Raw genomic sequence first — 26,565 nt, 5'->3', positions numbered from 1 at the left:
TGCGGCTGTACGTATAGTCATGCCATCCAAGAGGAGGGTTCCATGGCGGTACGCGCAGCAGTGGCAGGGGCGAGTGGGTACGCGGGCGGCGAGTTGCTGCGTCTGCTGCTCGGCCACCCCGAGGTGGAGATCGGCGCTCTGACCGGGAACTCGAACGCGGGCCGGCGCCTGGGTGCGCTGCAGCCGCATCTGGGTCCGCTCGCCGACCGCGTCCTGGAGCCGACCACCGCCGAGGTCCTCGCGGGGCACGACGTCGTGTTCCTGGCGCTGCCCCACGGGCAGTCCGCCGCCGTCGCCGAGCAGCTCGGCCCCGACGTCCTCGTCGTCGACGTGGGCGCCGACTTCCGGCTGGCGGACGCGGCGGACTGGGAGAAGTTCTACGGAAGCCCGCACGCCGGGACCTGGCCCTACGGCCTTCCCGAACTGCCGGGCGCACGTGCCGCCTTGGCGGGCGCCAAGCGCGTCGCCGTGCCCGGCTGCTATCCGACCGCCGTCTCGCTCGCGCTCTTCCCGGCGTACGCGGCGGACCTCGTCGAGGCCGAGGCGGTGATCGTCGCCGCGTCCGGCACCTCCGGCGCGGGCAAGGCCGCCAAGCCGCACCTCCTCGGCTCCGAGGTCATGGGGAGCATGTCCCCGTACGGAGTGGGGGGCCTCCACCGCCACACCCCCGAGATGATCCAGAACCTGAGCGCCGTCGCGGGCGCCCCCGTCACCGTCTCCTTCACGCCGACCCTGGCCCCGATGCCCCGCGGCATCCTCGCCACGTGCAGCGCGAAGGCGAAGGCGGGCGTCAGCGCCGAGTCCGTGCGGGACGCGTACGCGAAGGCGTTCGCCGACGAGCCCTTCGTGCGGCTGCTCCCCGAGGGGCAGTGGCCCGCCACGGCCTCCGTGTACGGCTCGAACGCCGTACAGATCCAGGTCGCGTACGACGAGGCGGCCGGGCGCGTGATCGTGATCAGCGCCATCGACAACCTGACCAAGGGCACCGCGGGCGGCGCCCTGCAGAGCATGAACATCGCCCTCGGCCTCGACGAGGCCACCGGGCTGACTACGATCGGAGTCGCGCCGTGAGTGTGACGGCAGCCAAGGGATTCACGGCCGCGGGCATCGCCGCCGGAATCAAGGAGAACGGCAACCCGGACCTGGCCCTCGTGGTCAACACCGGGCCCCGACAGGCCGCCGCGGGCGTCTTCACCTCCAACCGCGTCAAGGCCGCCCCCGTCCTCTGGTCGGAGCAGGTCCTCAAGGGCGGCCTCGTCTCGGCCGTCGTCCTCAACTCCGGTGGCGCCAACGCCTGTACGGGACCCAAGGGCTTCCAGGACACGCATGCCACCGCCGAGAAGGTGGCGCAGACGCTGTCCCTGAACGCGGGCGAGGTCGCCGTCGCCTCGACCGGGCTCATCGGCGTGACACTCCCCATGGACAAGCTGCTGCCGGGCGTCGAGAAGGCCGCCGCCGAACTCTCCGCGCACGGCGGCGAGAAGGCCGCCATCGCCATCAAGACCACCGACAGCGTGCACAAGACGTCCGTGGTCACCAAGGACGGCTGGACCGTCGGTGGCATGGCCAAGGGCGCGGGCATGCTCGCCCCCGGTCTCGCCACGATGCTGGTCGTGCTCACCACCGACGCCGACCTCGAAGCCGGCGTCCTGGACCGTGCGCTGCGCGACGCCACCCGGCTCACCTTCGACCGCGTCGACTCCGACGGCTGCATGTCCACCAACGACACCGTGCTCCTGCTCGCCTCGGGCGCGTCCGAGGTCACCCCGGAGTACGCCGAGTTCGCCGAGGCCGTCCGCGAGGTCTGCGACGACCTGGGCCGCCAGCTCATCGGCGACGCCGAGGGCGCCAGCAAGGACATCAAGGTCGAGGTCGTGAACGCGGCGAGCGAGGCCGACGCCGTCGAGGTCGGCCGCTCCATCGCCCGCAACAACCTCCTCAAGTGCGCCCTGCACGGCGAGGACCCCAACTGGGGCCGGGTGCTCTCCGCGATCGGCACGACGTCCGCCGCCTTCGACCCGGACGAGCTGAACGTCGCCATCAACGGCGTATGGGTCTGCAAGAACGGCTCCGTGGGCGAGGACCGCGAGCTCGTCGACATGCGCTACCGGGAGATCGTCATCACCGCCGACCTGTCCGCGGGCGACGAGACCGCGACCATCTGGACGAACGACCTCACCGCGGACTACGTCCACGAGAACAGCGCGTACTCGTCATGAGCAAGGACCCCAGCAGTCAGCCGACCGCGCGCAAGCACACCGCGCTGCCCAAGGCGCAGATCCTCATCGAGGCGCTGCCCTGGCTGACCCGGCACCGCGGCAAGACCGTCGTCATCAAGTTCGGCGGCAACGCCATGGTCGACGACGAGCTCAAGGCCGCCTTCGCCCAGGACGTCGTCTTCCTGCACCACGCGGGCCTCAGGCCCGTCGTCGTGCACGGCGGCGGGCCGCAGATCAGTGAGGCCCTCGACCGGCACGGCATCGTCAGCGAGTTCAAGGCGGGGCTCCGAGTCACCACCGAGGACGCGATGGACGTCGTACGCATGGTGCTCGCCGGACAAGTGCAGCGCGAGCTGGTCGGGCTGCTCAACCAGCACGGCCCGCTCGCCGTCGGCATCACCGGCGAGGACGCGCACACCATCACCGCCACCAAGCACCAGCCCCGCATCGAGGGCGAACTGGTCGACATCGGCCGGGTCGGCGAGATCACCCGGATCGACACGGGCGCCATCGAGGCGCTCCTCGCCGACGGCCGCATCCCGGTCGTCTCCTCGATCGCCCGCTCCCAGGACGATCACCATGTCTACAACGTCAATGCTGATACGGCGGCTGCGGCACTCGCTGCGGCTCTTGATGCCGAGACCCTGATGGTCCTGACCGACGTCGAGGGGCTGTACGAGGACTGGCCCCACTCCGACGAGGTCATCAGCAGACTCACCGCCAAGGAGCTGGAGAAGCTCCTGCCCGAGCTGGCCAGCGGCATGGTCCCCAAGATGGAGGGCTGTCTGCACGCCGTCCGCAACGGTGTCGAGACCGCCCGCGTCATCGACGGCCGCGTCCAGCACTCGATCCTGCTGGAGATCTTCACCGACGAGGGCATCGGCACCATGGTCGTGCCGGACGCGCCGCACGACGACACACGTCACGACGACACCGAGGGGACGTCATGAGCAACCAGGAGCTGACCGCCCGCTGGCAGGGCGCGCTCATGGACAACTACGGCACGCCGCGGCTGCCCCTCGTGCGCGGCGCGGGCACCAAGCTGTGGGACGCCGACGGCAAGAGCTACGTCGACTTCGTCGGCGGCATCGCGGTCAACGCGCTCGGCCACGCCCACCCGGCGGTCGTGGAGGCGGTGAGCGCGCAGATCGGCGCGCTCGGCCATGTCTCGAACCTCTTCGTCGCCGAGCCGCCCGTCGCGCTCGCCGAACGGCTCCTGGAGCTCTTCGGGCGCGAGGGCCGCGTGTACTTCTGCAACTCCGGCGCCGAGGCCAACGAGGGCGCCTTCAAGATCGGCCGCCTTACCGGCCGTCCGCACATGGTCGCCACCGACGGCGGCTTCCACGGCCGGACCATGGGCGCGCTCGCCCTCACCGGCCAGCCCGGCAAGCGCGAGCCGTTCCTGCCCCTGCCCGGCGACGTCACCCACGTCCCGTACGGAGACGTGGAGGCCCTGCGCGCGGCCGTCACCACCGAGACCGCCTTCGTGATCATCGAGCCGATCCAGGGTGAGATCGGCGTCGTCGTGCCGCCCGCCGGCTATCTCAGGGCGGCCAGGGAGATCACCCGGGCCACCGGTACGCTCCTCGTCCTGGACGAGGTGCAGACCGGAATCGGCCGGACCGGACACTGGTTCGAGCACCTCGCGCACGAGGGCGTGGAGCCGGACGTCGTCACGCTCGCGAAGGGTCTCGGCGGTGGTCTGCCGCTCGGCGCGACCGTCGCGTTCGGCGCCGCCGCGGAGCTCTTCAAGCCCGGTCACCACGGCACGACGTTCGGCGGGAATCCCGTCGCGTGCGCCGCGGGGCTCGCCGTCGTCGACACCATCGCGGCCGAGGGACTGCTTGAGAACACCAAGCGGGCGGGCGAGAAGCTGCGCGACGGAATCGAGTCACTCGGACACCGGCTCGTAGACCATGTCAGGGGCTCGGGCCTGCTGCTGGGTATCGTGCTCACCGAGCCGCTCGCGCCGCGGGCGCAGCAGGCGGCTCAGGACGCCGGCTTCCTGGTGAACGCGCCCGCCCCCGATGTCGTACGGCTGATGCCACCGCTGAACGTGCGCGACGACGAGGTGGACGCGTTCCTCCGGGCGCTGCCCGGCATCCTGGACAAGGCCGCCGAGGCCGACGGGGACGGACGATCCGGAGAATGAGACGACGATGAGCCAGGCGCAAGGCAACGAGCACGGCGACCACGCGGGTCCCGCCGTGCCGCAGACCCGCACCGCACGCCACCGCCGGATCGTGGACATCCTCAACCGGCAGCCGGTCCGCTCCCAGAGCCAGCTGGCGAAGCTGCTCGCCGACGACGGTCTGACCGTCACACAGGCGACGCTCTCCCGGGACCTGGACGAGCTGAACGCGGTCAAGATCCGCAACGCCGAGGGCGACCTCATCTACGCGGTGCCGAGCGAGGGCGGTTTCCGCACGCCGCGCGCGCCGCTGGGGGAGTCGGCCAAGGAGGAGCGGATGCGGCGCCTCTCCGCGGAGCTGCTGATCTCCGCGGAGGCCTCGGCCAACCTCGTCGTGCTGCGTACGCCGCCGGGCGCGGCCCAGTTCCTGGCGTCGGCCATCGACCAGGCCGAACTGCACGACGTCCTCGGGACGATCGCGGGCGACGACACGTTGATGCTGATCAGCAGGGAGCCGGGCGGGGGACAGGCCCTGGCGGACCACTTGCTGCGGCTGGCTTCCAACGACTGACCCCCGGGTCCTGGGCGCCGCCGATCACATCCGCCCGGCCGGTGCCTTCTGACCGCGCGCCATCCAGGCCGCGACCAGCGCCCCCGACACGTTGTGCCAGACGGAGAACACCGCCGAGGGCAGCGCGGCGAGCGGGCTGAAGTGCGCCGTGGCCAGGGACGCCGCGAGGCCCGAGTTCTGCATGCCCACCTCGAAGGCCATCGCCCGCGAGGCCGGCGGGCCGAGGCGGGCCAGTCTGCCCGCGCCGTAGCCGAGCGCGAGGCCAAGACCGTTGTGCAGGAACACCGCGAGGAACACCAGCGCCGCGGCCGACTTGATGGCCGCGGCGCTGCCCGCGACGACGATCGCCACGATGGCGGCGATGGTCAGCGCGGACAGCCACGGCAGGGCGCCGAGCGCCCGGTCGACGTACCGCCCGAGGAGCAGCCGCACCACCAGCCCGGCGATGACCGGGAGCAGCACGGTCTTCAGGATGTCCGTGACCATCGAGCCCGCGTCCACGGGCAGGTACTCGCCCGCGAGCAGCAGTGTCAGCGGCGGTGTGATCAGCGGCGCGAGGACGGTCGAGACGGTGGCGACGGAGACGGACAGGGCCACGTCGCCGCGCGCCAGATACGTCACGACGTTGGACGCGGTGCCGCTCGGCGCGCAGCCCACCAGGATCACCCCGGCCGCCAGCTGGGGCGAGAGGCCGAGCGCATGGGCGATCAGCCAGCCGAGCCCCGGCATGATCACGTAATGGGCGACGAGCCCGAGCGCGACGGCCCAGGGCCGCTTCACCACGCCCTGGAAGTCCAGCGGGGTCATGGTCAGCCCCATGCAGAACATCACGACACCCAGGAGGTACGGGACGTTCGTACCCCAGCCCTCGAAGGCGCCCGGCGCGGCGAGGCCGAGGGCGCCCGCGGCCAGGACGAGGACGGGGAAGACGGTGACGGCGCGGCGGGCGGCCTTGTCGGCACCGCCCCCGGCATCGGTGGGGCTGGGGATCGTCTGTTCGGATTGCACGGCGCGATGCAACGCCCCGGCCACGCGCGCGTGCAACCCCGTCTCGGTATGTGGTCGCTACACGGAGAACGGGGGCGCGTGAAAAGGGAGCGCGTGAGAAGGGGTCGCGTGAAAGAGGCCGTGGCGTCAGTACCGCCTGAGGGCCGTCGCCCCCGACTCCGTGCCGATCGCGATGTGCGGCCGCCGGTCCGGCTTCGCCCACCGCAGGACCGCGCGCATCGCGTCCGCGGACACCGACACGCAACCCGTCGTCGGGCCACGCCCGTTCACGTGCAGGAAGATCCCGGCGCCGCGCCCGCGCGCGGGGCGCGCGTAGTTGAAGTCGATCACGAGGGCGTGCGCGTACTGCGGGCCGTACGTGATGAGGTGCTCGGACCGGTCGGCCCGGCAGTCGGCGGCGAGCGGCTCGGACCAGCGGTTGTAGGCGCGCGACCGGTTGTCCTGGCACCACCAGGACTCCTTCGTCACGCGGCGGTACGGGTAGTCGGTGTCGGCGGGCTTCGGCTCGATCCCGAAGGCGTACGGCAGTCCGTAGAGCCCCGTGGGTGTCGTGTCCGTCCCCTGCCGGCGTGAGCCGCCCTCCACCAGGCCCTTCGCGCCGAACCGGGCGGGCGCGGAGCCGGACTCCACCCAGCGCCCGTCCTGCCGGTCCCACCAGATGAGGGTGCCGGTGGTGGAGTCGGTGCCCGACGCCTCGGCGGTGATGAGCTGACTGCCGCCGCCCGTGTCGGCCATCCGCTCCGGAAGCGGTGGCCCCGAGCCGGGCGCCCGCCAGCCACCCGTCCCGAGCATGCCGACGGCGGCGAGCAGGACGGCGGAGGCGAGGACGGCGGCTCGTGGGCGCATGGCTCAGACGCTAGCGGGCGGCAGCGGCAGCGGCAGCCCGGGAAGGCCGTCGATACTCCGTGCGATGTGCTCCTTCTTGGTGAAGTAGGCGTTGAGCGACGCGTCGTCCTCGCGGGCGAAGCGCTTGGCGTGCAGGTCGCGGTCCTCGTCGTACGTCATGAAGGGCACCGCGTACCCGCAGGTGTCACGGACGAGTTCGGCCGTCACGACGACGATGGCACGCAGGCCGTGCGGTGTGGTGTCGATGCCGGGGAAGTGGCCGAGCAGTTCCTTGAAGCGCGGGTCGTCGCGGAAGACGGGCTCGCCGCGGCCGTGCACCCGCACGATGTTGGGCGGTCCCTCGAAGGCGCACCACATGAGCGTGATGCGGCCGTTCTCGCGCAGGTGGGCGACGGTCTCGGCGTTGCTGCCCGCGAAGTCCAGGTAGGCGACGGTCAGTTCGTCGACGACCACGAAGGAGCCCTTGAGACCCTTGGGGGAGAGGTTGATCGTGCCGTCACCGGAGAGGGGCGCGGTCGCCGTGAAGAACATCGGCTGCTTCTCGATGAACGTACGGAGCCTGCCGTCTATGCGTTCGTAAGTCTTTCCCATGGCGGTGATTATTGGCCAAGATCCTTCGCCTGTCTAACGACTTCGGATACCTGCTCCACGGAGCGGCCGATTGACGAAGCATGCAGAGTTCTGCATACTCATGCATATCGCGTTTCGGTACACCGGCAAGAGACAGCCTGAGGAGCACGTGCAGTGAGCAGCAACAACGGCGGTGACGTACGGCTCTGGGGCGGACGGTTCGCCGACGGGCCCGCCGAGGCCCTGGCCAAGTTGTCCGCGTCGGTCCACTTCGACTGGCGCCTCGCGCCGTACGACATCGCCGGTTCCCGCGCCCACGCGCGCGTGCTCCACAAGGCGGGCCTGCTGACCGAGGACGAGCTGACCCGCATGCTCGCCGGGCTCGACGAGCTCGAAGCCGATGTGGCCGACGGCTCGTTCGTCGGCACCATCGCCGACGAGGACGTCCACACCGCCCTGGAGCGCGGCCTCCTTGAGCGGCTCGGCCCCGATCTAGGCGGCAAGCTGCGGGCCGGGCGCTCCCGCAACGACCAGGTGGCGACGCTCTTCCGGATGTACCTGCGCGACCACGCGCGGATCATCGGCGGCCTGATCGCCGACCTTCAGGGCGCGCTCGTCGGACTCGCCGAGGCGCACCCGGACGTCGCCATGCCGGGACGTACGCACCTTCAGCACGCCCAGCCGGTCCTCTTCGCCCACCATGTGCTCGCCCATGTCCAGTCGCTGTCCAGGGACGCCGAGCGGCTGCGGCAGTGGGACACGCGGACGGCCGTCTCTCCGTACGGCTCGGGCGCGCTCGCCGGGTCGTCCCTCGGCCTCGACCCGGAGGCGGTCGCGAGGGACCTCGGCTTCGAGCACGGCAGCGTGGGCAACTCCATCGACGGGACGGCCTCGCGCGACTTCGTCGCGGAGTTCGCCTTCATCACCGCGATGATCGGCGTGAACCTCTCCCGGATCGCCGAGGAGATCATCATCTGGAACACGAAGGAGTTCTCCTTCGTCACCCTCCACGACGCCTTCTCGACCGGCTCGTCGATCATGCCGCAGAAGAAGAACCCTGACATCGCCGAGCTGGCGCGCGGCAAGTCGGGCCGTCTCATCGGCAACCTCACGGGCCTGCTCGCCACGTTGAAGGCGCTGCCGCTCGCGTACAACCGCGACCTCCAGGAGGACAAGGAGCCGGTCTTTGACTCCTGCGACCAGCTGGAGGTCCTGCTGCCCGCGTTCACCGGCATGATGGCGACGCTCACCGTCAACCGCGAGCGCATGGAGGAGCTGGCCCCGGCCGGCTTCTCGCTCGCCACCGACATCGCCGAGTGGCTGGTCAAGCAGGGCGTGCCGTTCCGCGTCGCGCACGAGGTCGCGGGCGAGTGCGTCAAGGAGTGCGAGCGGCTGGGCATCGAGCTGGACCAGCTCACGGACGAGCAGTTCGCCAAGATCTCCGAGCACCTCACCCCCGAGGTGCGCGCCGTCCTGAACGTGCCGGGTGCCCTGGCCTCCCGCGACGGCCGCGGCGGCACGGCCCCCTCCGCCGTCGCCGTCCAGCTCGCCGAGGTCAAGGCGGACCTGGCGGTCCAGGAGGAGTGGGCGGCCGCACGCGGGTGACTGAGGGGCGTCGCGGTTACGTTGGAGGGGGGATCCCACGCGGCGGGGGAGATCCCCTGCGAGGGGATCCCCTGCGGGGGGACCCTCGCGGGGGGCCCTTGCGCGGGGTCCCCGCGCACGACGACTACGACGACTACGACGAGGAGCCCGCGATGCCCTTCGCCCGGCTGGCCGCAGCCACGACCCCGACCGCGCACATAGGGCTCGGCCTCGCCGCGGTCGGCAGGCCCGGCTACATCACGCTGGGCCGCGAGGCCGACCTGCCGCCGTCCCGCAGCGTCGAGGCCCTGCGCGAGCGCACCTTCGAACTCCTCGACGCGGCGTACGCCTCAGGGGTCCGCTACGTCGACGTGGCGCGCTCGTACGGCCGCTCCGAGGAGTTCCTCGCCGACTGGCTGCACGCCAGGCCCGACAGCCGTGACGTCGTCGTCGGCAGCAAGTGGGGCTATACGTACACGGCGGCCTGGCGCACCGACACCGAGGGCCCGCACGAGGTCAAGGACCACAGTGTCGCCGCCTACGACCGGCAGCGCGCGGAGAGCGCCGAACTGCTCGGCGACCGGCTCGACCTCTACCAGATCCACTCCGTCACGCCCGGGAGCCCGGCGCTCACCGACAAGGAACTCCACGCCCGCCTCGCCGGTCTGGCCGCCGAGGGCGTCACCGTCGGCCTCTCCGTGAGCGGCCCCGACCAGGCGGCGGCCATTCGCGCCGCCCTCGCGGTCACCGTCGACGGAGAGCCGCTCTTCCGCACCGTCCAGGCGACGTACAACCTCCTGGAGACATCGGCGGGGCCCGCGCTCGCCGAGGCGCACGACGCCGGTCTGACGGTGCTCGTCAAGGAGGGCATGGCCAACGGCCGGCTCGCCGCCCCGCACGCGCCCGCCGCGCTGCGCGAGGTCGCCGAGGAGACGGGCCTCGGCTGCGACGCGGTGGCGCTCGCCGCGCTGCTGCGCGAGCCGTGGGCGGGCGTGATCCTGTCCGGGGCGGCCACCGCGGTGCAGCTCGTCTCCAACCTGCACGCGGCCGCGGTCGACCTGGACGCGGGCCATGCCGAACGCCTCGCGCGGCTCGTGGAGGACCCCCGGGCATACTGGGGGCGGCGCGGGGAGCTGCCCTGGCACTGAGCGGAGCCGCTGCGGGGCTGCTGTCGCTGATCGGCAGCCGCTGAGCCGGGCCGCTGCCGCTGATCCGAAGGAGCCGAGCCCCCCTAATGAGACAAACCTGTCTCATTAGGTCTAGACTCGTCTCATGTCAGTCGATCGCGACCAGGTTCTGCGCAGCGCCGCGGCTCTGCTCACCCGCAAAGCCACCTCCACCATGGATGAGGTCGCCCGCGCCGCGGGCATCAGCCGAGCCACCCTGCACCGCCACTTCGCGGGCCGCGACGCGCTCGTACGCGCTCTGGAAGAGCTGGGGCTCCACGAGTGCGAGGCGGCCCTGGACCGGTCGGGGCTGGATGACGGCAGCGCCCAGGACGCCCTGCGGCGCCTGGTGAAGGAGATCGAGCCCGCCGCCGGGCTCCTCGCGTTCCTCTACACCGAGAACCAGCTGTTCGAGGGCGATACGCAGCACGAGGGCTGGTCCCGCATCGACGCCCGTCTGGCCGCGCTCTTCCGGCGCGGCCAGGAGAGCGGCGAATTCCGCATCGACCTGACCCCTGCCTGGCTCACCGAGGCGCTCTACGGCCTCATCGGCTCGGGTGCCTGGGCCGTGCAGGACGGCCGAGTGGCCGCCAAGGACTTCCCGTACATGATCGCCGAGCTGCTGATCGGCGGCGCGCGGCGGAGAGTGGACTCATGACCAGCACACACCACCGGACCGCCGAGGCGGACGTGGAGCGCGGCCCCGGCCGCTGGCTCGCGCTCGCCGTGCTCGTCCTCGCCGTGCTCCTGGTCGCCGTCGACGCGACCGTGCTCGGCCTGGCGACGCCGTACATCAGCGAGGACCTCAAGCCGTCCGGCACCCAGCTGCTGTGGATCGGCGACGTCTACTCCTTCGTCATCGCCGGTCTGCTCGTCTCCATGGGCAGCCTCGGCGACCGCATCGGCCGCAAGAAACTGCTGCTCACCGGAGCCGTCGCCTTCGGCGCGGTCTCCGTGCTGAACTCCTACGCCACCACACCCGAGCTGATGATCCTGGCCCGTGCGCTGCTCGGTGTCGCGGGCGCGACCCTGATGCCGTCCACGCTGGCGCTGATCCGGAACATCTTCCACGACCCGCGCGAGCGCAGCCTCGCGGTCGGCATCTGGGGAGCCATGGCGTCCGCCGGCGCGGCCGTCGGGCCGGTCGTCGGCGGCTTCCTGCTCGAACACTTCTGGTGGGGCTCGGTCTTCCTCATCAACCTGCCGGTGATGGCCGTCCTCGTCGTCGTCGGCATCAAGCTGCTGCCCGAGTCGAAGAACCCCGCGCCCGGCCCCTGGGACCTGATCAGCGTCGTCCTCTCGCTCGTCGGCATAATCGCCGTCGTGTACGCCATCAAGGAGGCGGCGGCACACGGCATGCGCTGGGACGTCGCGGTCTCCGCGGTGGTGGGCGTGGCGGCCCTCACCTGGTTCGTACGCCGCCAACTGACGCTCGCGGCGCCACTTCTGGACATGCGGCTCTTCCGCAACCGCGGCTTCTCCGGAGCGGTCCTCGCCGACCTGCTGACCGTGCTCGGCCTCTCCGGCCTGGTCTTCTTCCTCTCCCAGTTCCTGCAACTGGTGCAGGGCAGGCAGCCGTTCGAGGCGGGCCTCGCCGAACTGCCCGCCGCCGTGGGCGCGGTGGGGGCGGGCCTGCTCGCGGGCGTGGTCGCGCGACGCTTCTCCGTCCGCATCGTGGTCGCGGGCGGCCTCGCGGCGGTGGGCCTCGCGCTCGCCGCGCTCACGGGCCTGAGCCAGAACACGGGTTACCCGCTGCTCGGCGCCTCGCTCCTGGTCGTCGGCATCGGCGCGGGCTTCTCGTTCACGGTGACCGCCGACGTCATCCTCTCCAGCGTCCCCAAGGAACAGGCCGGCGCGGCCTCCGCGGTCTCCGAAACGGCATACGAACTGGGCGCGGCGCTCGGTATCGCCCTGCTGGGCTCCATCGTCACCGGCGTCTACCGCGACTTCACGGCCCCCGCGGGCACCCCGCCCGACGTGGCGTCGGCCGCACACGAATCGCTGGGCGGCGCGGTCGAATCACTCGACGGCCTCCCACCCCACCAGGCGGACGCCCTGCTCTCAGCGGCCCAGACAGCCTTCGTCGACGGCCTGCGCCTGGCGGCGGGCGTAGGCGCGGCAGTCCTCCTGGCGACGGCGACAGTGGCCTGGTTCCTCCTGAAGAACCAGAAACTGGAAGACACAGCCGCCCCCCACTAGGCGCGGAAAGGCCCCGCCCCCTCAGGGGCGCGGGGAACTGCGCGAGCAACCACAACGAACCCGCAGAACAGATCCGCCCAAGCCCCGCAGGGCTACGCCGCCTTCGCCTTGGTCGCGTACATGTCCACATACTCCTGCCCGGACAACCGCATGACCTCCGTCATCACGGAGTCCGTCACCGCCCGCAGCACATAGCGATCGCGGTCCATGCCGTCGTACCGCGAGAACTCCATCGCCTCGCCGAAGCGGACCGCCACCTTGCCGGGCCGCGGCAGCCCCTTGCCGCCGGGCTGGAGCTTGTCCGTGCCGATCATGGCGAAGGGCACGACGGGCGCCCCGGTCATCAGGGTGAGGCGGGCGATGCCCGTACGCCCCCGGTACAGCCGCCCGTCAGGCGAACGCGTGCCCTCGGGGTAGATGCCGAAGACCTTGCCGTCGTCGAGAACGCGCCGCCCGGTCATCAGCGCGGCGACACCGCCACGGCCCCCGTCGCGGTCCACCGGGATCATGCCGACGCCCGTGAAGAACCACGCCATCAGGCGGCCCTTGAGGCCCTTGCCGGTGACGTAGTCGTCCTTGCCGATGAAGAACACGGGACGGTTGGTCACCAGCGGCAGGATCATCGAGTCGATGAACGTCAGGTGGTTTCCGGCCAGAATGACGGGCCCGGTCCCCGGGATGTTCTCGGCGCCTTCTACCCGTGGGCGGAACATCAGGCGCAAGATCGGTCCGAGCACTGCCTTGATGAGCGCTAGACGGGACAACAGGCCCTCCGGTGTCAACGGGTCGACGACGAGTAAGTGCAGGTGAGTACGGTACTCGCGGGTCGCTGCCATTTGCACATCGGGTTCACGTACTCGATACGCAGAGTTGACATGGCCCGGCGCGGTGCTCCCCCGGGTCGTCCCCCTTGGGACGACGGTATCCCCGTGGGGACGGTGTGGCCCGAAGTAGTGGTCCTTGTCACGCACACACTTCTCTCTCGGTAGCGACCCCGTAGCGACCCCCGTAACGGCCCCTCGGCACGGACCGCCATCCCCATGGTGTGCCCACGGCGCGGCCACTCGCCATGCCGCGTCATCCTCCCGTTCCGTCCAGGGTCTCCCACTCGTCACTCGCGGCCACCTACGATCATCCCGCTTTGTCAGGTGCAGGGCGGTAGTACATCGGGAGGAGCGCCAATGGCGACGCAGGAGTCGGGTCAGCAGGAGTCGGGCCGGCAGGAGCCGGGCCGGCAGCAGCCGGGGACGAGCCGGGGGCGCCGAGCGGTACTGGGGGCGGCGATCCTCGGCGCGGGCACGGCCGTGGTCGGGCTGCCCGGCGTGGCGAGAGCCGACCAGAGACATGAGCGCGAGCACGGGCAAGGGCACGGGCAAGGGCACGGCGGATACAAGAGCCTGCCGAAGCCGACCGTCGTCGCGCACCGGGGGGCCAGCGGCTACCGGCCCGAGCACACGCTCGGCTCGTACCAGCTCGCCCTGGACATGGGCGCGCACGTCATCGAGCAGGACGTCGTGCCCACCAAGGACGGCCATCTCGTCTGCCGACACGAGAACGACATCACCGGGACGACGGACGTCGCGGCGCACCCCGAGTTCGCGTCCCGCAGGACCACGAAGTCCGTGGACGGCGCCAAGCTCACCGGCTGGTTCACCGAGGACTTCACGCTCGCCGAGCTGAAGACGCTGCGCGCCAAGGAGCGCATCCCGGGCACCCGTCAGCACAACACCCTCTACGACGGCCGCTGGGACGTGCCCACCCTCGAAGAGGTCTTCCAGTGGGCCGAGAAGGAGGGCCGCAAGCGCGGCAAGCAGATCTGGCTGCACATCGAGACCAAGCACCCCACCTACTTCCGCAAGCTGGGCCTCGGCCTCGAAGAGCCGCTGGCCAAGCTCCTGCGCCGGTACGGCCGCCACAAGAAGCACTCGCCCAACTTCCTCCAGTCCTTCGAGCCCAGCAGCATCCAGCGCCTGGCCAAGTTGGTCTCCGCGCCCCGCGTCGTGCTCCTGTCCAGTGCGAGCTCGCGCCCCTGGGACTTCGTCGAGGCGGGCGACCCGCGTACTGTCGCCGACCTGATCAAGCCCGAGGGCCTGGAGTGGATGGCGCGCTTCGCGCAGGGCATCGGCCCGACCCTGGACCTGATCATCCCGAGGAAGCCCGACGGCAGCCTCGGCACGCCGACCACGCTCGTCGAGGACGCGCACGCGGCGGACCTGGTCCTGCACCCGTACACGATGCGCAACGAGAACACCTTCCTGCCGGCGAACTTCAGGAAGGGCACCGACCCGGCCGCCTACGGAGACGCCTTCGGCGCCTTCAAGGCCTACTTCGAGACGGGCATCGACGGCATCTTCTCCGACAACCCGGACACCGCGCTGCTCGCCGCCGCGGACTACGCCGACCGCTGAGCAGGGACGTCAACGGCTGATCGCCCGGCCCCGATTGGGGTGAGAGACGGCCGCTCCGGAAACCTCCCGCCGGAGCGGCCGCGTCCCGCCGTGCATGACATACGAGCTCATTCCCACGCTCATCCCCACCCTGCGCCGGCTGCTCGCCGCCGAGGCGTCCGCGGAGGCCCTCGGCTCCGGCGACGACCCCGGTGACCTGGAACAGGCTGTCTGGCTGCGCCTGTTGGAGCGCCTTGAGTCCGACGGTCCGCCCGCCGACCCGGCGCTGTGGCTGCGCGGCGCCGTCCGGTCCGAGGCGCGCCGCTCCCGACGCTCCGCCCGGCGCGAGATGGCGTACGCGGCCGAGCCCGCCGCAGACTTCGACGGCGGCCCCGAGCAGCGCGCCCTGATCGCCGACCGGCACCGCACCCTGCACGCCGCGGTACGCAGACTGCCCGGCCGCTGCCCCCGCCTCATGGCCGCACTGCTCTCCCCCAAGGACCTCACCTACCGGGAAATCGCAGGGGAGTTGGGAATGTCACAGGGGAGTCTGGGGCCGGAACGTTCCCGATGCCTGGGATGCCTGCGCAGAATGCTGGCGGCGGAGGTTGCGGCTCCTGAACCGAGGGCAAAGGAGCGTTAGACAACCGGTGGAGCAGGTGAGCGGGAGGCATGCACACATGGGCATGAGCGTGACCATCTCGGAGGCGACCGAAGCGGACGCCGAACAGATCCTCAAACTGCAGTACCTCTGCTACCAGAGCGAGGCCGAGCTCTACGGCGACTACTCGATCGAGCCACTGACCCAGTCCCTCGACTCCATCAAGGCCGAACTGACGGCGGGCACCGTCCTGGTGGCCCGCCTCGGCGACGAAGTGGTGGCCTCCGTACGCGGCACGGTCGACACCGACGGCACCGCGCGGATCGGCAAGCTCATCGTCCACCCCCGCATGCAGCGGCACGGCCTGGGCGGCCGGCTCCTCGACGCGATCGAGCGACAGCTCGGCGCGAGCGGCGCCGCCAAGTGCTTCCGACTCTTCACCGGCCACCGCAGCGAACAGAACCTCCAGCTCTACCGCAAACACGGGTACGTCCCCGTCGGCACCGAGCGTGTGAACGACCGCCTCACCGTCGTGACCCTCTCCAAGGACTCCGACGCGCGCGCATACGTGACCAGCGCCTAGCGGCACCCCGCCCGACGGCGAAAGCCGCCGGGCCTTGAATACCGGCCGGCCGACGCGACCCGACCTGGACACGGGTCGCGCGGCGGCCGCACCGGCGTCGAACGAAGTGACGTCCAGTGCTTCCGCTACGACTGGCAGCGCCGGCTGACGTCCGCCCGGGCGACGGCCAACGCCTCCGACGAGGCCGCGGGCACCGGCAGGCAGAACAAGGCGTGCGCGAGCGACCCGAGCGCGCCCACGCTCGGTGGGCCTGGGGCCTACTGGCAGGACTTCGACTACGACGCGTCCGGCAACCGCAGCAAACAGGTCCTGCACGGGGTGGGCGGCAAGCCCGAGGTGACCCGGAACTGGAGGAAGGGTGGTTGCTGCGGGTATGGGTTGGATCTGGGGGCTTGGTTCCACCTTTGTGGACTCTCTGGAACTGGCAGTCTGCGCGAATCGCCCGCTGGTCTGTCTGCACTCCGACCCGGGACTCAATGCTTGGCCGAGCCCTGATTCCCGTCAGCAGTAGTTGACGGCCGGGTACGCGAAGGAGAGCGGTGCCCCGCAGCGTGAGAAGGGTCGGGGAGAGGATCGGGCTTGCCCTTCGGTTCGTTGTACGTGGAGCCCTTCTCGATGACCGCAGCGGCTCGACCGTCGTCACCTTCAGGGCCGAACCCAGGAGGCGCCCTGGGAGGCCACGGGCCCCGACCAGGGTCTGGTCAAGGCCCAGGTGGCGAAGGTGGCGAAAGCCGAAGCCAAGGCCTGAGCCGCACCCGGCATGCCCGCGCGCATGCCCGCCGCGCTCAGCGTCCCGCCCGCCGCGCCTTCCCCAACCAGAAGATCGCCGTCACCGGCAGGATCACCGGGATGAACAGATAGCCCATCCCGAAGTCCGACCACACCGTGGCGTCGGGGAAGGCGGATGGTTCCGCCAGGGTCCACGTGCCCACGGCCAGCACGCCCACCAGCTCGGCGGCGCAGCACACCAGCGCCGCCTTGCGGGCCGTGTCCCCGCCGCGGACCAGCGAGTACGTGATGAAGCCGTAGACGAGGCCCGCGAGCGCCGACAGCGAGTACGCGAGCGGGGCCTTGTCGAAGTCCGTCGAGATCTGTACCGCCGAGCGCGACACCGCGCCGACGACCATCACGCCGTACAGCCACAGCAGCAGGATGCCCGGGCCGGTGATCAGCTTCTGGCGGGGGCCGCCGCCCGCGCCCTTCTCGGTCTCCGTCATCTCAGCCACCCCAGATGTCGTAGAGCCGCACTTCGAGCACGGCGAGGACCACGCCGCCCGCGGCGACCGTCAAGGAGCCCCAGCGGGTGCGTTCGGCGAGCGACATGAAGCCCGCCGCCGGGACGCACGCGAAGGAGCCGAGCAGATACGCCACAAAGATCGTCGTGCCCTGTTCCGGGTCCTCGCCGCGCGCGAGCTGGACGATGCCGACGATCAGCTGGACCAGGGCGAGGAGTGTCACCACGCCCATGCCGATGAAGTGCCAGTCCTTGGTCGGCTGGTCGCGGTAGGCGGCGAAACCGCACCAGGCGGCGAGGGCGAGCGCGGCCACGGCGGTCGCGATCGTCAGGGCAACAAGCATGCCCGTGACTTTATTACGGGCCCTTTGACCCGATGCGCCTGCCCCTTGGTCCGCCGCGACGCCCCCGGTGGTCCCGTGCGACGCCCCGCGGGCGACCCGTAGGCTCGGACCCCATGAACATCCAGGCTGACGCGCTTCTGTTCGACAACGACGGCACCCTCATCTCCTCCATGGAGTCGGTGTACCGCTGCTGGACCCGGTGGGCGCGGGAGTACGGGATCACCGCCGAGGAGTTCGCCCGGGTCGAACTGCACGGCCGTCCCGCCGCCGAGATAGCCGCCGACCTGCTGCCCCCGGAGAGGGTCGCCGGGGCCGTCGCCCGCATCGAGGAGCTGGAGGTCTCGGACGTGCCGGGCGGTGTCCACCTGCTGCCCGGCACCCGTGAGCTGCTGGACTCGCTGCCCGCGGACCGCTGGGCCGTGGTCACCTCCGCCACCCGTGTCCTGGCCGAGGCCCGGCTCGCCGAGGTCGGCATCCGGCCCGGCCTGCTCATCGCCGCCGACGACATCACGCGCGGCAAGCCCGACCCGGAGCCCTTCCTGCTCGCGGCCGGCAAGCTGGGCGCCGACCCGGCGCGCTGCGTCGTCTTCGAGGACGCGCCGGCGGGTCTCCAGGCCGGACGGGCCGCGGGCATGACGACCGTGGCGTTGGCCACAACCCACGACGGCTCCGAGTTGGTGGCGGACGTACTCGTCAAGGACCTCTCCACCGTGTCCGCGCAGGCCACGGCCGGTGCCGTGGAGATCACCGTCGCCGGCTGAGCGCCGGGCCCGTGACGCCCGGCCCCGTCCCACCGCTGTCCGCTATACGGACAGCGGTGGCGGGCGGCGACCTCACGCGTGTTTTACTTGGGCCCATGACCACGACGAGCAGCCGCACCCTTGCGACCGAGGCGACGATGACGCCCGGTGCTCGTTGTATGTGTCGAATGTGCGCCTTCTGAGGGCCCCCGCACCACTGAAGAGCCTCGCGCCCCGAAGCGAAGCCGCTGTGCCGCGCCCCTGCACGACGTACGCGACGAAAGCCGTACTGACGTAGGAAGCGAGCCCGCCCCGCGCACACGTCCTCCGGTTCCTTTCGCCACCGCGAGAACCGTGCCGCGTTCCGAACGAATGCCCCGTGCCCGGCCACACCCGCGCCGCGCACTCGACAGTGACGGAATCCCCTGTGATCACCACTTCCGGCCTTACCAAGGTCTACCGCTCACGCGGTCGTGAAGTAACCGCCCTCGACGGAGTCGACCTGCACGTCCGCGAGGGTGAGGTGTACGGCGTCATCGGCCAGTCCGGCGCCGGCAAGTCCTCCCTGATCCGCTGCGTCAACCTCCTGGAGCGCCCCACCTCCGGCACCGTGAGCGTCGCCGGACAGGACCTCACCGCCCTGGCCGGACGCGGCCCCCGCGCGGGCAAGGAACTGCGCCGGGCGCGCAACCGCATCGGCATGGTCTTCCAGCACTTCAACCTGCTCTCCTCGCGCACCGTGCAGGACAACGTCGAACTGCCGCTCGAAATCCTCGGCCTCTCCGGCCAGGAGCGCTCCCGCAAGGCACTCGACCTGCTCGACCTGGTCGGCCTCGCCGACAAGGCCCGCTCCTACCCCGCGCAGCTCTCCGGCGGCCAGAAGCAGCGCGTCGGCATCGCCCGCGCCCTCGCCGGCGACCCGAAGGTGCTGCTCTCCGACGAGGCGACCAGCGCGCTGGACCCGGAGACCACCCGCTCCATCCTCCAGCTCCTGCGCGACCTCAACAGGCAGCTCGGCCTGACCGTCCTGCTCATCACGCACGAGATGGACGTCGTCAAGAGCGTCTGCGACTCCGCCGCCCTCATGGAGCGCGGCCGGATCGTCGAGTCCGGCACCGTCAGCGAACTCCTCGCGACGCCCGGCTCCGAGCTCGCCGCCGCGCTCTTCCCCGTCAGCGGCGACGCCACGGGCGAGGACCGCACCGTCGTCGACGTGACCTTCCACGGCGAGGCCGCGACCCAGCCGGTCATCTCCCAGCTGTCACGCACGTACAACATCGACATCTCGATCCTGGGCGCCGCGATGGACACCGTCGCGGGCAGGCAGGTCGGCCGCATGCGCATCGAACTGCCCGGCCGCTTCGAGGAGAACGTCGTCCCGATCGGGTTCCTGCGCGAGCAGGGCCTCCAGGTGGAGATCGCGGGCCAGGACCCCGTGATCACACCGAAGAACGCCACGCCGCTGGTCAAGGAAGGTGCCAAGTGACCTGGTCGGAGATGCAGCCCCTGCTGGAGCAGGCCTGTTGGGACACCCTGTACATGGTGGGCTGGTCGACGCTGATAGCCGTCGTCGCCGGACTGCCGCTCGGCATCCTGCTCGTCCTCACCGAGCGCGGCGGACTCCTGCAGAACTCCGTGCTCAACAAGGTCATCGGGCAGATCGTGAACATCGCCCGCTCGATGCCCTTCATCATCCTGATGGTCGCCCTGATGGGCTTCACGCGCTGGATCACCGGCACCACGATCGGCCGTGAGGCCGCCCTCGTGCCGCTCGCCGTCGGTGCCGTCCCGTTCTTCGCGCGCCTGGTGGAGACCTCGGTCCGCGAGGTCGACGGCGGGCTCGTCGAGGCCGTGCAGTCGATGGGCGGCTCCACCTGGACCGTCGTACGCAAGGTCCTCGTCCCGGAGTCGCTGCCCTCGCTGATCTCCGGCGCCACCACCACGATCGTCGCGCTCATCGGCTACTCCGCGATGGCGGGCACGGTCGGCGGCGGCGGCCTCGGCGACCTCGCGCTGCGCTACGGCTACCAGCGCTTCGAGACCGAGCTGATGTGGATCACCGTGGCGATCCTCGCCGTGGTCATCTCGATCATCCAGTTCGCGGGCGACTACGCGGCGCGCAGGCTGCACAAGCGCGGCGGCGGCTCCGGTCCGCGGCTGCTGTTCCGGCCGCTGCGCGGGGCGCTGCCCGCGCCCGTCGCCGCCGAGTCGACCACCAAGACCGGCTGACCGGCCCGCCCGGCCCGCCCGGGCCGCACCGCAGACGGCCCCGCAGAGGACCGCGGGGCCGCACCGCAGACTTCCCCGCAGAGCACCGCGGGGCCGCACCACCCATGGAGAAAGGCACTTTTCGTGCGTAACACCGCCAAGATCACCACCGCTGTCCTCGCCGCCGGAGCACTCACCCTCGGGCTCTCCGCCTGCGGCTCCGAGAAGGGCTCCGCGGGAGACAAGGACGGCGCGCTCGTCGTCGCCGCCACCCCGACGCCGCAGGGCGAGATCCTGGACTACGTCCAGAAGAACCTCGCCAAGAAGGCCGGCCTGGACCTCGAAGTCCGCGAGTTCACCGACTACGTCACGCCGAACACCGCCGTCCAGCAGGGCGAGGTCTTCGCGAACTACTTCCAGCACAAGCCGTACCTCGACGACTTCAACAAGAAGAACGGCACGGACATCGTGCCCGTCCCGAACGGCACCGTGCACCTGGAGCCCCTCGGCGTCTACTCCAAGGGCGTCAAGAAGCTCGGCGACCTGAAGGACGGCGCCACCGTCGCCGTCCCGAACGACACCACGAACGAGGCGCGCGCCCTCAGGCTCCTCGCGGACAACGGCGTCATCCAGCTCAGGAAGGGCGTCGGCTACGACGCCACCCCCAAGGACGTCGCCAAGAACCCGAAGAACCTCAAGTTCAAGGAGCTGGAGGCGGCCCAGCTGCCCCGCTCCCTCAGCGACGTCGACGCCGCGGTGATCAACGGCAACTACGCCCTTGAGGCCAAGCTCAGCCCCGCCAAGGACGCCCTCGTCGCCGAGAAGGCCAAGGGCAACCCCTACGGCAACTTCCTCGCCGTCAAGAAGGGCGACGAGAAGGACCCGCGCGTGAAGAAGCTCGCCAAGCTCCTCACCTCGCCCGAGGTCAAGAAGTTCATCGACGACAAGTACGACGGCGCCGTCGTCGCGGCGTTCTGATCGTGCGCACGTCCGTCATCGCAGCCTGCGCGGGCGCCCTCGCCCTCACGCTGGGGCTCACCGCGTGCGGTGCCGGCTCGGACAAGGGCCCCGACGGCGACAAGCTCGTCGTCGGGGCCACCCCGACCCCGGCCGGCGAAGTCCTCACGTACATCAAGGAGAACCTCGCGAAGAAGGCGGGACTCGACCTTCAGATCACGGAGTTCACGGACTACGTCACGCCGAACACCGCGCTCCAGGAGGGCTCCCTCGACGCCAACCTGTACCAGCACACCCCGTACCTCAAGGACTTCAACGCGTCCAAGAAGACGGAGCTGGTGCCGGTCACCGAGGTGTACCTGCCGCCGATGGGCGTGTACGCGAAGAACGACGAGAAGCTGAAGGACATCGGGAAGCTGCGGGCGGGTGCGACCGTCGCCGTCCCCAACGACACGACCAACGAGGGCCGGGCGCTCCAGCTCCTCGCCTCCAAGGGTGTCATCGGGCTCAAGAAGGGCGCCGGCTCCACCGCGACGCCCGAGGACATCACGTCCAACCCGAAGAAGCTGACCATCAAGCCGCTCGACCCGGCGCAGCTGCCGCGCTCGCTGGAGGACCTCGACGCGGCCGTCATCAACAACAACTACGCGCTCGACGCCGGGCTCAGCCCCAAGAAGGACGCCATCCTTCTGGAGTCGCCGAAGAGCAACCCGTACAACAACGTGCTCGCCGTCAAGAAGGGCGACGAGGACGACCCGCGGGTGAGGAAGCTGGCGAAGCTGCTCACCTCACCCGAGGTGAAGCGGTTCATCGAGGGCAAGTACAAGGGCTCCGTCCTGCCCGTCCAAGGGAACTGACGCACAGTCCGTTCCCGCCCGCGCACCGGGGTCCTCTCCTGTTGAAGGAGCGGACCCCGTGGTGCGTCCACGCGCCGACATGCTGCATGCTGGGCACTTCAGCAGGCCCGAGGGTTCCAGGTTACGGAGCAGCGCATGACAACCACCTTCCCCGACATCTCCATCAGCACGGAGCGGTTGGTGCTGCGCCCGTTCGAGGACGCCGACGTCCCCGCGTACGCGGAGATGATGAACGACGAGATGGTCACCGCCTGGACCTCCGTACCCCAGCCCTACACCGAGGCCGACGCCCGCGACTGGATCACCCGGCTCGCCCCGGCCGAGCGCACCGAGGGCCGCGGGATCGCCCTCGCCGTCACGGAGTTCCTCACCCAGCGCCTGGTCGGCGTCGTCCACCTGCGCAACACCGACTGGCGGGTGCGCGCCAGCGAACTCAGTTACGTCGTCGCCCCCTGGGCCCGCGGCGAGGGCTACGCCTCGGAGGCGTCGCTCGCCACCGCCCAGTGGCTCTTCAACGACCAGGCGTTCGAGCGCATCGAGCTGCGCACCGCCGCCGACAACACCGCCGCCCAGCAGGTCGCCCAGAAGATCGGCTGCATCAGCGAGGGCGTCCTGCGCGGCGCCTGGATAGCACGTACGAGAAACGGCGGCGACCCCTTCGGCGGCTGGCTGGAGGTGCGCACCGACCTCATCGTGTGGAGCCTCCTCCCCGAAGACCTCGAAGGCGTGTCCGAAAGCTTCGCCGAGAGCGGCTTCTCCGCCTTCTCCGACTGGAACTGAGCCGGCGCCGCCGGGCCCGGCACGGCCCCGGCACCCCCCGACTTCCACCAGGTACGCTCGCCCCTGGCCGCGTGCGCGGTCGCTCCCCGCAGCCACCGGCCCAGCACTGACGACCCGCGAGAACCCAGGAGACAGACGACGATGGCCGACCGGGTCACGGTGATCGGCTGGGACGGTACGCCGCTGACCGACGCGGCACGCTCCGCGCTCCGCGCCGCCACGCTCGTGGCGGGCGCCGCCCACCACCTGGCGCTGGACGAGCTGCCCGCCCGCGCCGAACGGATCCGCCTCGGCAGCGTCGGCCTGGCCGCCCGCCGCATCGCCGCCCACCGCGGCACCGCCGTCGTCCTCGCCGACGGCGACCCGGGCTTCTTCGGTGTCGTACGCACGCTGCGCGCCCCCGAATTCGGCCTGGAGGTCGAAGTGGTGCCCGCCGTCTCCTCCGTCGCCCAGGCGTTCGCCCGCGCGGGCATGCCGTGGGACGACGCCGAGGTCGTCGTCGCCCACCGCCGCACCCTGCGCCGCGCCGTGAACGTCTGCCGCGCCCACACCAAGGTCGCCGTCCTCACCTCGCCCGGCGCGGGACCCGCCGAGCTGAGCCTGCTGCTCCAGGGCGTCCACCGCACCTTCGTCATCTGCGAGGAGCTCGGCACCGAGCGCGAGCGGGTCTCCGTGGTCACCTCCGACAAGGCCGCCGACCACGCCTGGCGCGACCCGAACGTCGTCATCGTCATCGGCGGCACCGCCGCCTCCTCCGACACCGGCTGGATCGCCGGGCGCGAGCCGTCCGTCGCGCCGCGCGGCTGGGCGCTGCCCGCCGCGGAGTACGGCGGTGACGTCTGGCTCGGCGAGGGGGAGAGCGACCGGCTGCGGGCGGCGCAACTCTCCCGTCTCGGGCCGCGCGTGGGCGACCTCGTCTGGGACATCGGCTGCGGGAGCGGCGCCTTCACCGCGGAGGCGGCCCGCTTCGGCGCCGCCGTGATCGCCGTCGACCACGACGCCGACGCCCTCGGCCGTACGACCGCCGCCGTGCGCCGCTTCGGGGTCCAGGCGCAGACCGTGCACGGCGTCGCCCCGCACGTCCTGGAAGACCTTCCCGAACCGGATGTCGTACGCGTGGGGGGCGGGGGAGCGCCGGTCGTCTCCGCGGTCGCCGACCGCCGCCCGGAGCGCATCGTGACGCACGCCGCGACACGCGACGCGGCCGAACTCATCGGCAGGGATCTGTCCGAGCACGGATACGCCGTCGAATGCGCCCTCCTCCAGTCCGTGGAGCTCGACACCCGCGCCTGGCGGGAGGAGAAGCGGACCGTGGCATTCCTGCTCTCCGGGCGGTTGCCGGTCCGTTCCCCCTGACCCTGTCGCGGCACGGCGCGGGGTAGGCTGGCCGATCGTTGTACCGCACCCGGATACCCGGCAATTCGTTGGTCGAGGTCCGGAAAGTCCGCCCGTTTTGGGGGGCCGTGTGGTACGGCAGGACCGGAGGACGCGCAACGTGGCGCAGTCCACAGCGGGCCGTGGCCGATCAAGCTGCCGCGGCGGCGGGCCGACGGGGACAATGCCTGTTGTCCGGTAAGCGGTTCGTGCCGCGCGGCGCGCACGCTCGTTGAGGATGACGGGCGGTTGGTGCGCCGCTCCGGTCAATGGGGCCTCCCCGGCCGAAGGGTGAGGGGCGGTCGAAGAAGCACTAACCGATGGGCGAGGGGTTACGCATGACCGACACCGGCCAGGTCCCGGGCGAGGGGCTGCCGGAGGGCGCAGGCAATGGTGTACCTTTCGGGCCCGTGCAGGGCATGGGGGCACAGCAGCCGGGCGTTCCCGCTCCGGGTGCGTATACCTTCGTGGACGCCGCCGACCCCTCCGAGCCCTCCGACTCCTCCGACCCCTTCGAGAACCCCACCGACGACGATCTGCTGCTGATGCCGGGCGCCCAGGGGGCGTGGAGCGAGGCGCAGTCGGCGGCGGGCCAGGGTCAGGCTTCGGGGCACAGACCGCGTCCGGGCCGGGCCGCTGAGGCCGCCCATTCCTCCCAGTCGGCCCATCCCGGCCAGTTGGCCCATCCCGGCCAGTTCGCCCACCCCGCTCATCAGCCGGGTCCGCACGAGACGTCGGGCCGCGACAGCGGCTCCGTCGACCTGACCGGCGTCCGCATGCCCGGCGCCGCGCCCGCCGCGTCCCATCCGGGGCCCTCCCGCCGCCCGCTGCACCATGGCCCCTCGGGCCCCGCGGTGCCGGACAGCTCGGGCAGCCCCGTGCGTTCGCTCGCCGACCGGGGTCCTGCCGGGGCGACGCCTCCGCGTCAGGCGGGGCCGCCGACGGCCGGGCCCGAGTACCTCGACATCCCGCACGACGAGGCGCCTCTGCCGGGGCCGCAGCTCGGTGAGATTCCGCCGCAGGCGGGTGAGCCGTGGGCGGCCCCGGAGGCGCAGCCTCAGCCGCAGCCACAGCAAGGGACCTATCCGGCATCAGCAGAAACGGTCGTCCCGGAGGGCGCAGTAGTCACAGATGCCTCTGGCGTCACGCCTGCGTCGCAGCCGGGGGAGGCCGTGGCCGCGGCGGAGGAGCAGCAGGGCCCTGAGGCGCTCCAGGGTGCGGAGGCGGCTCAGGCAGCGGGGGCCGTCGAGACGGCGGAGGCTCCGCGGGCTGGGGAGGCTGTTGATGCGGCGGAGCCGCGCCAGGCCGGCGAGGTCGCCGACGGGGCTGGGGCTGCCGATGCGGCGGGGGTTGCTCATGCCGGCGAAGCGACCCGCGCTGCCGGGGCTGCTCAGGCCGCTGGGGTTGCCGACGCCGCTGGGGCTGCCGACGCGGCGGGGGCTGCTCATGCCGCTGCGGCTGCTCATGCCGCCGAAGCCGCCCATGCCGCCCATGCCGACCAGGGCGCTCCCGACGCGGAGGTCCTTGACGCGGCCGAGCTTTTCCATGCCGCCGAGGCCGCTGACGCGGCGGAGTCCCTGCATGCTGTGGAGGCCGTTGAGGGGGCGGAGGCCCTCCAGGGTGCGGAATCCGTTGACGCGGCGGAGCTGCTGCACGCCGCCGAGGTCGACTCCGCCGAGGCCGCTCACGCCGCCGAGGCCGCTCACGCCGCCGGGGCTGACCGTGCCGCCGAGGCCGCCCACGCTGACCAGGCTGCCGACGCCGCCGGAGCTGTTGGCGCCGACCAGGTGGCCCACGCCGCTGGGGCTGCTCACGCCGCCGAGGCCAGCCACGAGGACCAGGCGGCCCACACCGCCGGAGCTGTCGGCGCCGACCAGGTGCACTACGCCGCTGGGGCCGCCGATGCGGCGGGGGTTGCTCATGTCGCCGAGGCCGCTCACGCCGACCAGGGCGCTTACGCCGTGGAGGTCCCTGAGGGGGCCGAGCTACTCCATGCTGCCGAGGCCCCTGAGGCGGCGGAGCCCCTCCAGGTGGCGGAGGCCGCTGAAACGGCTGAGTCATTGCAGGATGCTGAGGCCCTTCACACCGCCGAGGCCGCTCAGGCCGCCGGGTCCCTGCCTGCGACCCATGCTGCTCACGCCGGTGCCGGGCCCCTCCCCGTAGCCGACGCTGCACACGTCGCCGAGGCTGCTCAGGCCGTCGGGCC

Annotated in this window: 26 protein-coding genes; 19 read left to right on the top strand and 7 right to left on the bottom strand. The window is 71.3% G+C overall.

All coding sequences use genetic code 11. The annotated features are described in order from the left end of the window. Positions 1–42 precede the first annotated feature (42 nt). The 5 genes from argC to ACWDZ7_RS17025 are packed head-to-tail and all read left to right on the top strand — an operon-like array spanning position 43 to position 4,921. The gene (gene argC, locus ACWDZ7_RS17045) at positions 43–1,071 is read left to right on the top strand and encodes an N-acetyl-gamma-glutamyl-phosphate reductase (RefSeq protein ID WP_451797691.1); all 1,029 of its coding nucleotides are present in this window, start codon (positions 43–45) and stop codon (positions 1,069–1,071) included. Further along, positions 1,068–2,219, top strand: coding sequence for a bifunctional glutamate N-acetyltransferase/amino-acid acetyltransferase ArgJ (gene argJ / locus ACWDZ7_RS17040; RefSeq protein ID WP_451797689.1), 1,152 nt, complete (start codon positions 1,068–1,070; stop codon positions 2,217–2,219). The genes argC and argJ overlap by 4 nt, the downstream gene beginning before the upstream one ends. Beyond that, entirely contained in the window at positions 2,216–3,169 is a 954-nt protein-coding gene (gene argB / locus ACWDZ7_RS17035) for an acetylglutamate kinase (RefSeq protein WP_451797688.1), read from the top strand. Before argJ ends, argB begins: the two co-directional genes overlap by 4 nt. After that, positions 3,166–4,371, top strand: coding sequence for an acetylornithine transaminase (locus tag ACWDZ7_RS17030; RefSeq protein WP_451797686.1), 1,206 nt, complete (start codon positions 3,166–3,168; stop codon positions 4,369–4,371). Before argB ends, ACWDZ7_RS17030 begins: the two co-directional genes overlap by 4 nt. A gap of 7 nt (positions 4,372–4,378) precedes the next feature. Continuing rightward, a complete protein-coding gene (locus tag ACWDZ7_RS17025; protein WP_451797685.1) occupies positions 4,379–4,921 on the top strand; it encodes an arginine repressor in 543 nt (180 codons plus the stop codon). 24 nt (positions 4,922–4,945) lie between these two features. Here ACWDZ7_RS17025 and ACWDZ7_RS17020 read toward each other — a convergent pair whose 3' ends face one another. From ACWDZ7_RS17020 to ACWDZ7_RS17010, 3 genes are all read right to left on the bottom strand, one after another. Then, positions 4,946–5,929, bottom strand: a complete 984-nt coding sequence (locus ACWDZ7_RS17020; RefSeq protein WP_451797684.1) for a bile acid:sodium symporter family protein — start codon at positions 5,927–5,929, stop codon at positions 4,946–4,948. A 126-nt stretch (positions 5,930–6,055) separates the two neighbouring features. After that, positions 6,056–6,775, bottom strand: a complete 720-nt coding sequence (locus ACWDZ7_RS17015) for a L,D-transpeptidase family protein (RefSeq protein WP_451797683.1) — start codon at positions 6,773–6,775, stop codon at positions 6,056–6,058. Positions 6,776–6,778: 3 nt separating this feature from the next. Then, entirely contained in the window at positions 6,779–7,366 is a 588-nt protein-coding gene (locus ACWDZ7_RS17010; protein ID WP_451517295.1) for a pyridoxamine 5'-phosphate oxidase family protein, read from the bottom strand. 153 nt (positions 7,367–7,519) lie between these two features. Here ACWDZ7_RS17010 and argH point away from each other — a divergent pair, with 153 nt between their 5' ends. From argH to ACWDZ7_RS16990, 4 genes are all read left to right on the top strand, one after another. Next, positions 7,520–8,950: an argininosuccinate lyase gene (gene argH, locus ACWDZ7_RS17005; RefSeq protein ID WP_451797681.1), complete on the top strand. Its 1,431-nt coding sequence runs from the start codon at positions 7,520–7,522 to the stop codon at positions 8,948–8,950. A gap of 152 nt (positions 8,951–9,102) precedes the next feature. Continuing rightward, entirely contained in the window at positions 9,103–10,077 is a 975-nt protein-coding gene (locus tag ACWDZ7_RS17000) for an aldo/keto reductase (protein WP_451797796.1), read from the top strand. Positions 10,078–10,201: 124 nt separating this feature from the next. Further along, positions 10,202–10,753 (top strand): TetR/AcrR family transcriptional regulator, encoded by a 552-nt coding sequence (locus ACWDZ7_RS16995; RefSeq protein ID WP_451797680.1) that lies wholly within the window; start codon positions 10,202–10,204, stop codon positions 10,751–10,753. After that, positions 10,750–12,294, top strand: a complete 1,545-nt coding sequence (locus tag ACWDZ7_RS16990; RefSeq protein WP_451797678.1) for an MFS transporter — start codon at positions 10,750–10,752, stop codon at positions 12,292–12,294. The genes ACWDZ7_RS16995 and ACWDZ7_RS16990 overlap by 4 nt, the downstream gene beginning before the upstream one ends. Before the next feature lie 92 nt (positions 12,295–12,386). On the opposite strand, the gene ACWDZ7_RS16985 is transcribed toward ACWDZ7_RS16990, so the two are convergent. Then, the gene (locus ACWDZ7_RS16985; RefSeq protein WP_451797677.1) at positions 12,387–13,130 is read right to left on the bottom strand and encodes a lysophospholipid acyltransferase family protein; all 744 of its coding nucleotides are present in this window, start codon (positions 13,128–13,130) and stop codon (positions 12,387–12,389) included. Positions 13,131–13,475: 345 nt separating this feature from the next. Between ACWDZ7_RS16985 and ACWDZ7_RS16980 the strand changes: the two genes are divergently transcribed. The 3 genes from ACWDZ7_RS16980 to ACWDZ7_RS16970 all read left to right on the top strand — a co-directional run bounded on the left by ACWDZ7_RS16980 (position 13,476) and on the right by ACWDZ7_RS16970 (position 15,865). Then, entirely contained in the window at positions 13,476–14,702 is a 1,227-nt protein-coding gene (locus ACWDZ7_RS16980) for a glycerophosphodiester phosphodiesterase (protein ID WP_451797675.1), read from the top strand. A gap of 94 nt (positions 14,703–14,796) precedes the next feature. Next, the gene (locus tag ACWDZ7_RS16975; protein WP_451797673.1) at positions 14,797–15,324 is read left to right on the top strand and encodes an RNA polymerase sigma factor; all 528 of its coding nucleotides are present in this window, start codon (positions 14,797–14,799) and stop codon (positions 15,322–15,324) included. A 37-nt stretch (positions 15,325–15,361) separates the two neighbouring features. Next, entirely contained in the window at positions 15,362–15,865 is a 504-nt protein-coding gene (locus ACWDZ7_RS16970; protein WP_451797672.1) for a GNAT family N-acetyltransferase, read from the top strand. A 785-nt stretch (positions 15,866–16,650) separates the two neighbouring features. Here the strand turns inward: ACWDZ7_RS16970 and ACWDZ7_RS16965 are convergent. Further along, entirely contained in the window at positions 16,651–17,082 is a 432-nt protein-coding gene (locus ACWDZ7_RS16965; RefSeq protein ID WP_451797670.1) for a hypothetical protein, read from the bottom strand. 1 nt (position 17,083) lies between these two features. Further along, positions 17,084–17,443: a hypothetical protein gene (locus ACWDZ7_RS16960; RefSeq protein ID WP_451517309.1), complete on the bottom strand. Its 360-nt coding sequence runs from the start codon at positions 17,441–17,443 to the stop codon at positions 17,084–17,086. A gap of 113 nt (positions 17,444–17,556) precedes the next feature. On the opposite strand from ACWDZ7_RS16960, the gene ACWDZ7_RS16955 reads away from it, so the two are divergent. The 7 genes from ACWDZ7_RS16955 to cbiE all read left to right on the top strand — a co-directional run bounded on the left by ACWDZ7_RS16955 (position 17,557) and on the right by cbiE (position 24,341). Further along, entirely contained in the window at positions 17,557–18,204 is a 648-nt protein-coding gene (locus tag ACWDZ7_RS16955; RefSeq protein ID WP_451797669.1) for an HAD family hydrolase, read from the top strand. 406 nt (positions 18,205–18,610) lie between these two features. Further along, positions 18,611–19,669, top strand: a complete 1,059-nt coding sequence (locus ACWDZ7_RS16950; RefSeq protein WP_451517310.1) for a methionine ABC transporter ATP-binding protein — start codon at positions 18,611–18,613, stop codon at positions 19,667–19,669. Beyond that, entirely contained in the window at positions 19,666–20,412 is a 747-nt protein-coding gene (locus ACWDZ7_RS16945; RefSeq protein ID WP_451797667.1) for a methionine ABC transporter permease, read from the top strand. Before ACWDZ7_RS16950 ends, ACWDZ7_RS16945 begins: the two co-directional genes overlap by 4 nt. A 123-nt stretch (positions 20,413–20,535) precedes the next feature. After that, positions 20,536–21,369, top strand: coding sequence for a MetQ/NlpA family ABC transporter substrate-binding protein (locus tag ACWDZ7_RS16940; RefSeq protein ID WP_451797666.1), 834 nt, complete (start codon positions 20,536–20,538; stop codon positions 21,367–21,369). A 2-nt stretch (positions 21,370–21,371) separates the two neighbouring features. Continuing rightward, a complete protein-coding gene (locus tag ACWDZ7_RS16935) occupies positions 21,372–22,205 on the top strand; it encodes a MetQ/NlpA family ABC transporter substrate-binding protein (RefSeq protein ID WP_451797665.1) in 834 nt (277 codons plus the stop codon). 135 nt (positions 22,206–22,340) lie between these two features. Then, entirely contained in the window at positions 22,341–22,985 is a 645-nt protein-coding gene (locus tag ACWDZ7_RS16930) for a GNAT family N-acetyltransferase (protein ID WP_451797663.1), read from the top strand. Positions 22,986–23,126: 141 nt separating this feature from the next. Next, positions 23,127–24,341, top strand: coding sequence for a precorrin-6y C5,15-methyltransferase (decarboxylating) subunit CbiE (gene cbiE, locus ACWDZ7_RS16925; RefSeq protein ID WP_451797662.1), 1,215 nt, complete (start codon positions 23,127–23,129; stop codon positions 24,339–24,341). A gap of 1,109 nt (positions 24,342–25,450) precedes the next feature. On the opposite strand, the gene ACWDZ7_RS16920 is transcribed toward cbiE, so the two are convergent. Next, complete coding sequence (locus tag ACWDZ7_RS16920) at positions 25,451–26,281, bottom strand: hypothetical protein (protein ID WP_451797660.1); 831 nt, start codon at positions 26,279–26,281, stop codon at positions 25,451–25,453. Between the last annotated feature and the right edge of the window lie 284 nt (positions 26,282–26,565).

The sequence above is a fragment of the Streptomyces sp. NPDC003032 genome (assembly GCF_053591415.1).
The sequence above is the reverse complement of the archived record's forward strand: the minus strand, read 5'-3'. Positions and strand labels throughout refer to the sequence as shown.

Excerpts from the sequence above, each read along its gene's own strand:
- argC (WP_451797691.1), top strand. The coding sequence starts at position 43 with ATGGCGGTACGCGCAGCAGTGGCAGGGGCGAGTGGGTACGCGGGCGGC.
- argB (WP_451797688.1), top strand. The coding sequence starts at position 2,216 with ATGAGCAAGGACCCCAGCAGTCAGCCGACCGCGCGCAAGCACACCGCG.
- ACWDZ7_RS17030 (WP_451797686.1), top strand. The coding sequence starts at position 3,166 with ATGAGCAACCAGGAGCTGACCGCCCGCTGGCAGGGCGCGCTCATGGAC.
- ACWDZ7_RS17025 (WP_451797685.1), top strand. The coding sequence starts at position 4,379 with ATGAGCCAGGCGCAAGGCAACGAGCACGGCGACCACGCGGGTCCCGCC.
- ACWDZ7_RS17015 (WP_451797683.1), bottom strand. The coding sequence starts at position 6,775 with ATGCGCCCACGAGCCGCCGTCCTCGCCTCCGCCGTCCTGCTCGCCGCC.
- ACWDZ7_RS17010 (WP_451517295.1), bottom strand. The coding sequence starts at position 7,366 with ATGGGAAAGACTTACGAACGCATAGACGGCAGGCTCCGTACGTTCATC.
- ACWDZ7_RS17000 (WP_451797796.1), top strand. The coding sequence starts at position 9,103 with ATGCCCTTCGCCCGGCTGGCCGCAGCCACGACCCCGACCGCGCACATA.
- ACWDZ7_RS16995 (WP_451797680.1), top strand. The coding sequence starts at position 10,202 with ATGTCAGTCGATCGCGACCAGGTTCTGCGCAGCGCCGCGGCTCTGCTC.
- ACWDZ7_RS16990 (WP_451797678.1), top strand. The coding sequence starts at position 10,750 with ATGACCAGCACACACCACCGGACCGCCGAGGCGGACGTGGAGCGCGGC.
- ACWDZ7_RS16985 (WP_451797677.1), bottom strand. The coding sequence starts at position 13,130 with ATGGCAGCGACCCGCGAGTACCGTACTCACCTGCACTTACTCGTCGTC.
- ACWDZ7_RS16980 (WP_451797675.1), top strand. The coding sequence starts at position 13,476 with ATGGCGACGCAGGAGTCGGGTCAGCAGGAGTCGGGCCGGCAGGAGCCG.
- ACWDZ7_RS16975 (WP_451797673.1), top strand. The coding sequence starts at position 14,797 with ATGACATACGAGCTCATTCCCACGCTCATCCCCACCCTGCGCCGGCTG.
- ACWDZ7_RS16970 (WP_451797672.1), top strand. The coding sequence starts at position 15,362 with ATGGGCATGAGCGTGACCATCTCGGAGGCGACCGAAGCGGACGCCGAA.
- ACWDZ7_RS16965 (WP_451797670.1), bottom strand. The coding sequence starts at position 17,082 with ATGACGGAGACCGAGAAGGGCGCGGGCGGCGGCCCCCGCCAGAAGCTG.
- ACWDZ7_RS16960 (WP_451517309.1), bottom strand. The coding sequence starts at position 17,443 with ATGCTTGTTGCCCTGACGATCGCGACCGCCGTGGCCGCGCTCGCCCTC.
- ACWDZ7_RS16955 (WP_451797669.1), top strand. The coding sequence starts at position 17,557 with ATGAACATCCAGGCTGACGCGCTTCTGTTCGACAACGACGGCACCCTC.
- ACWDZ7_RS16930 (WP_451797663.1), top strand. The coding sequence starts at position 22,341 with ATGACAACCACCTTCCCCGACATCTCCATCAGCACGGAGCGGTTGGTG.
- cbiE (WP_451797662.1), top strand. The coding sequence starts at position 23,127 with ATGGCCGACCGGGTCACGGTGATCGGCTGGGACGGTACGCCGCTGACC.
- ACWDZ7_RS16920 (WP_451797660.1), bottom strand. The coding sequence starts at position 26,281 with ATGAGCAACCCCCGCCGCATCGGCGGCCCCAGCGGCGTAGTGCACCTG.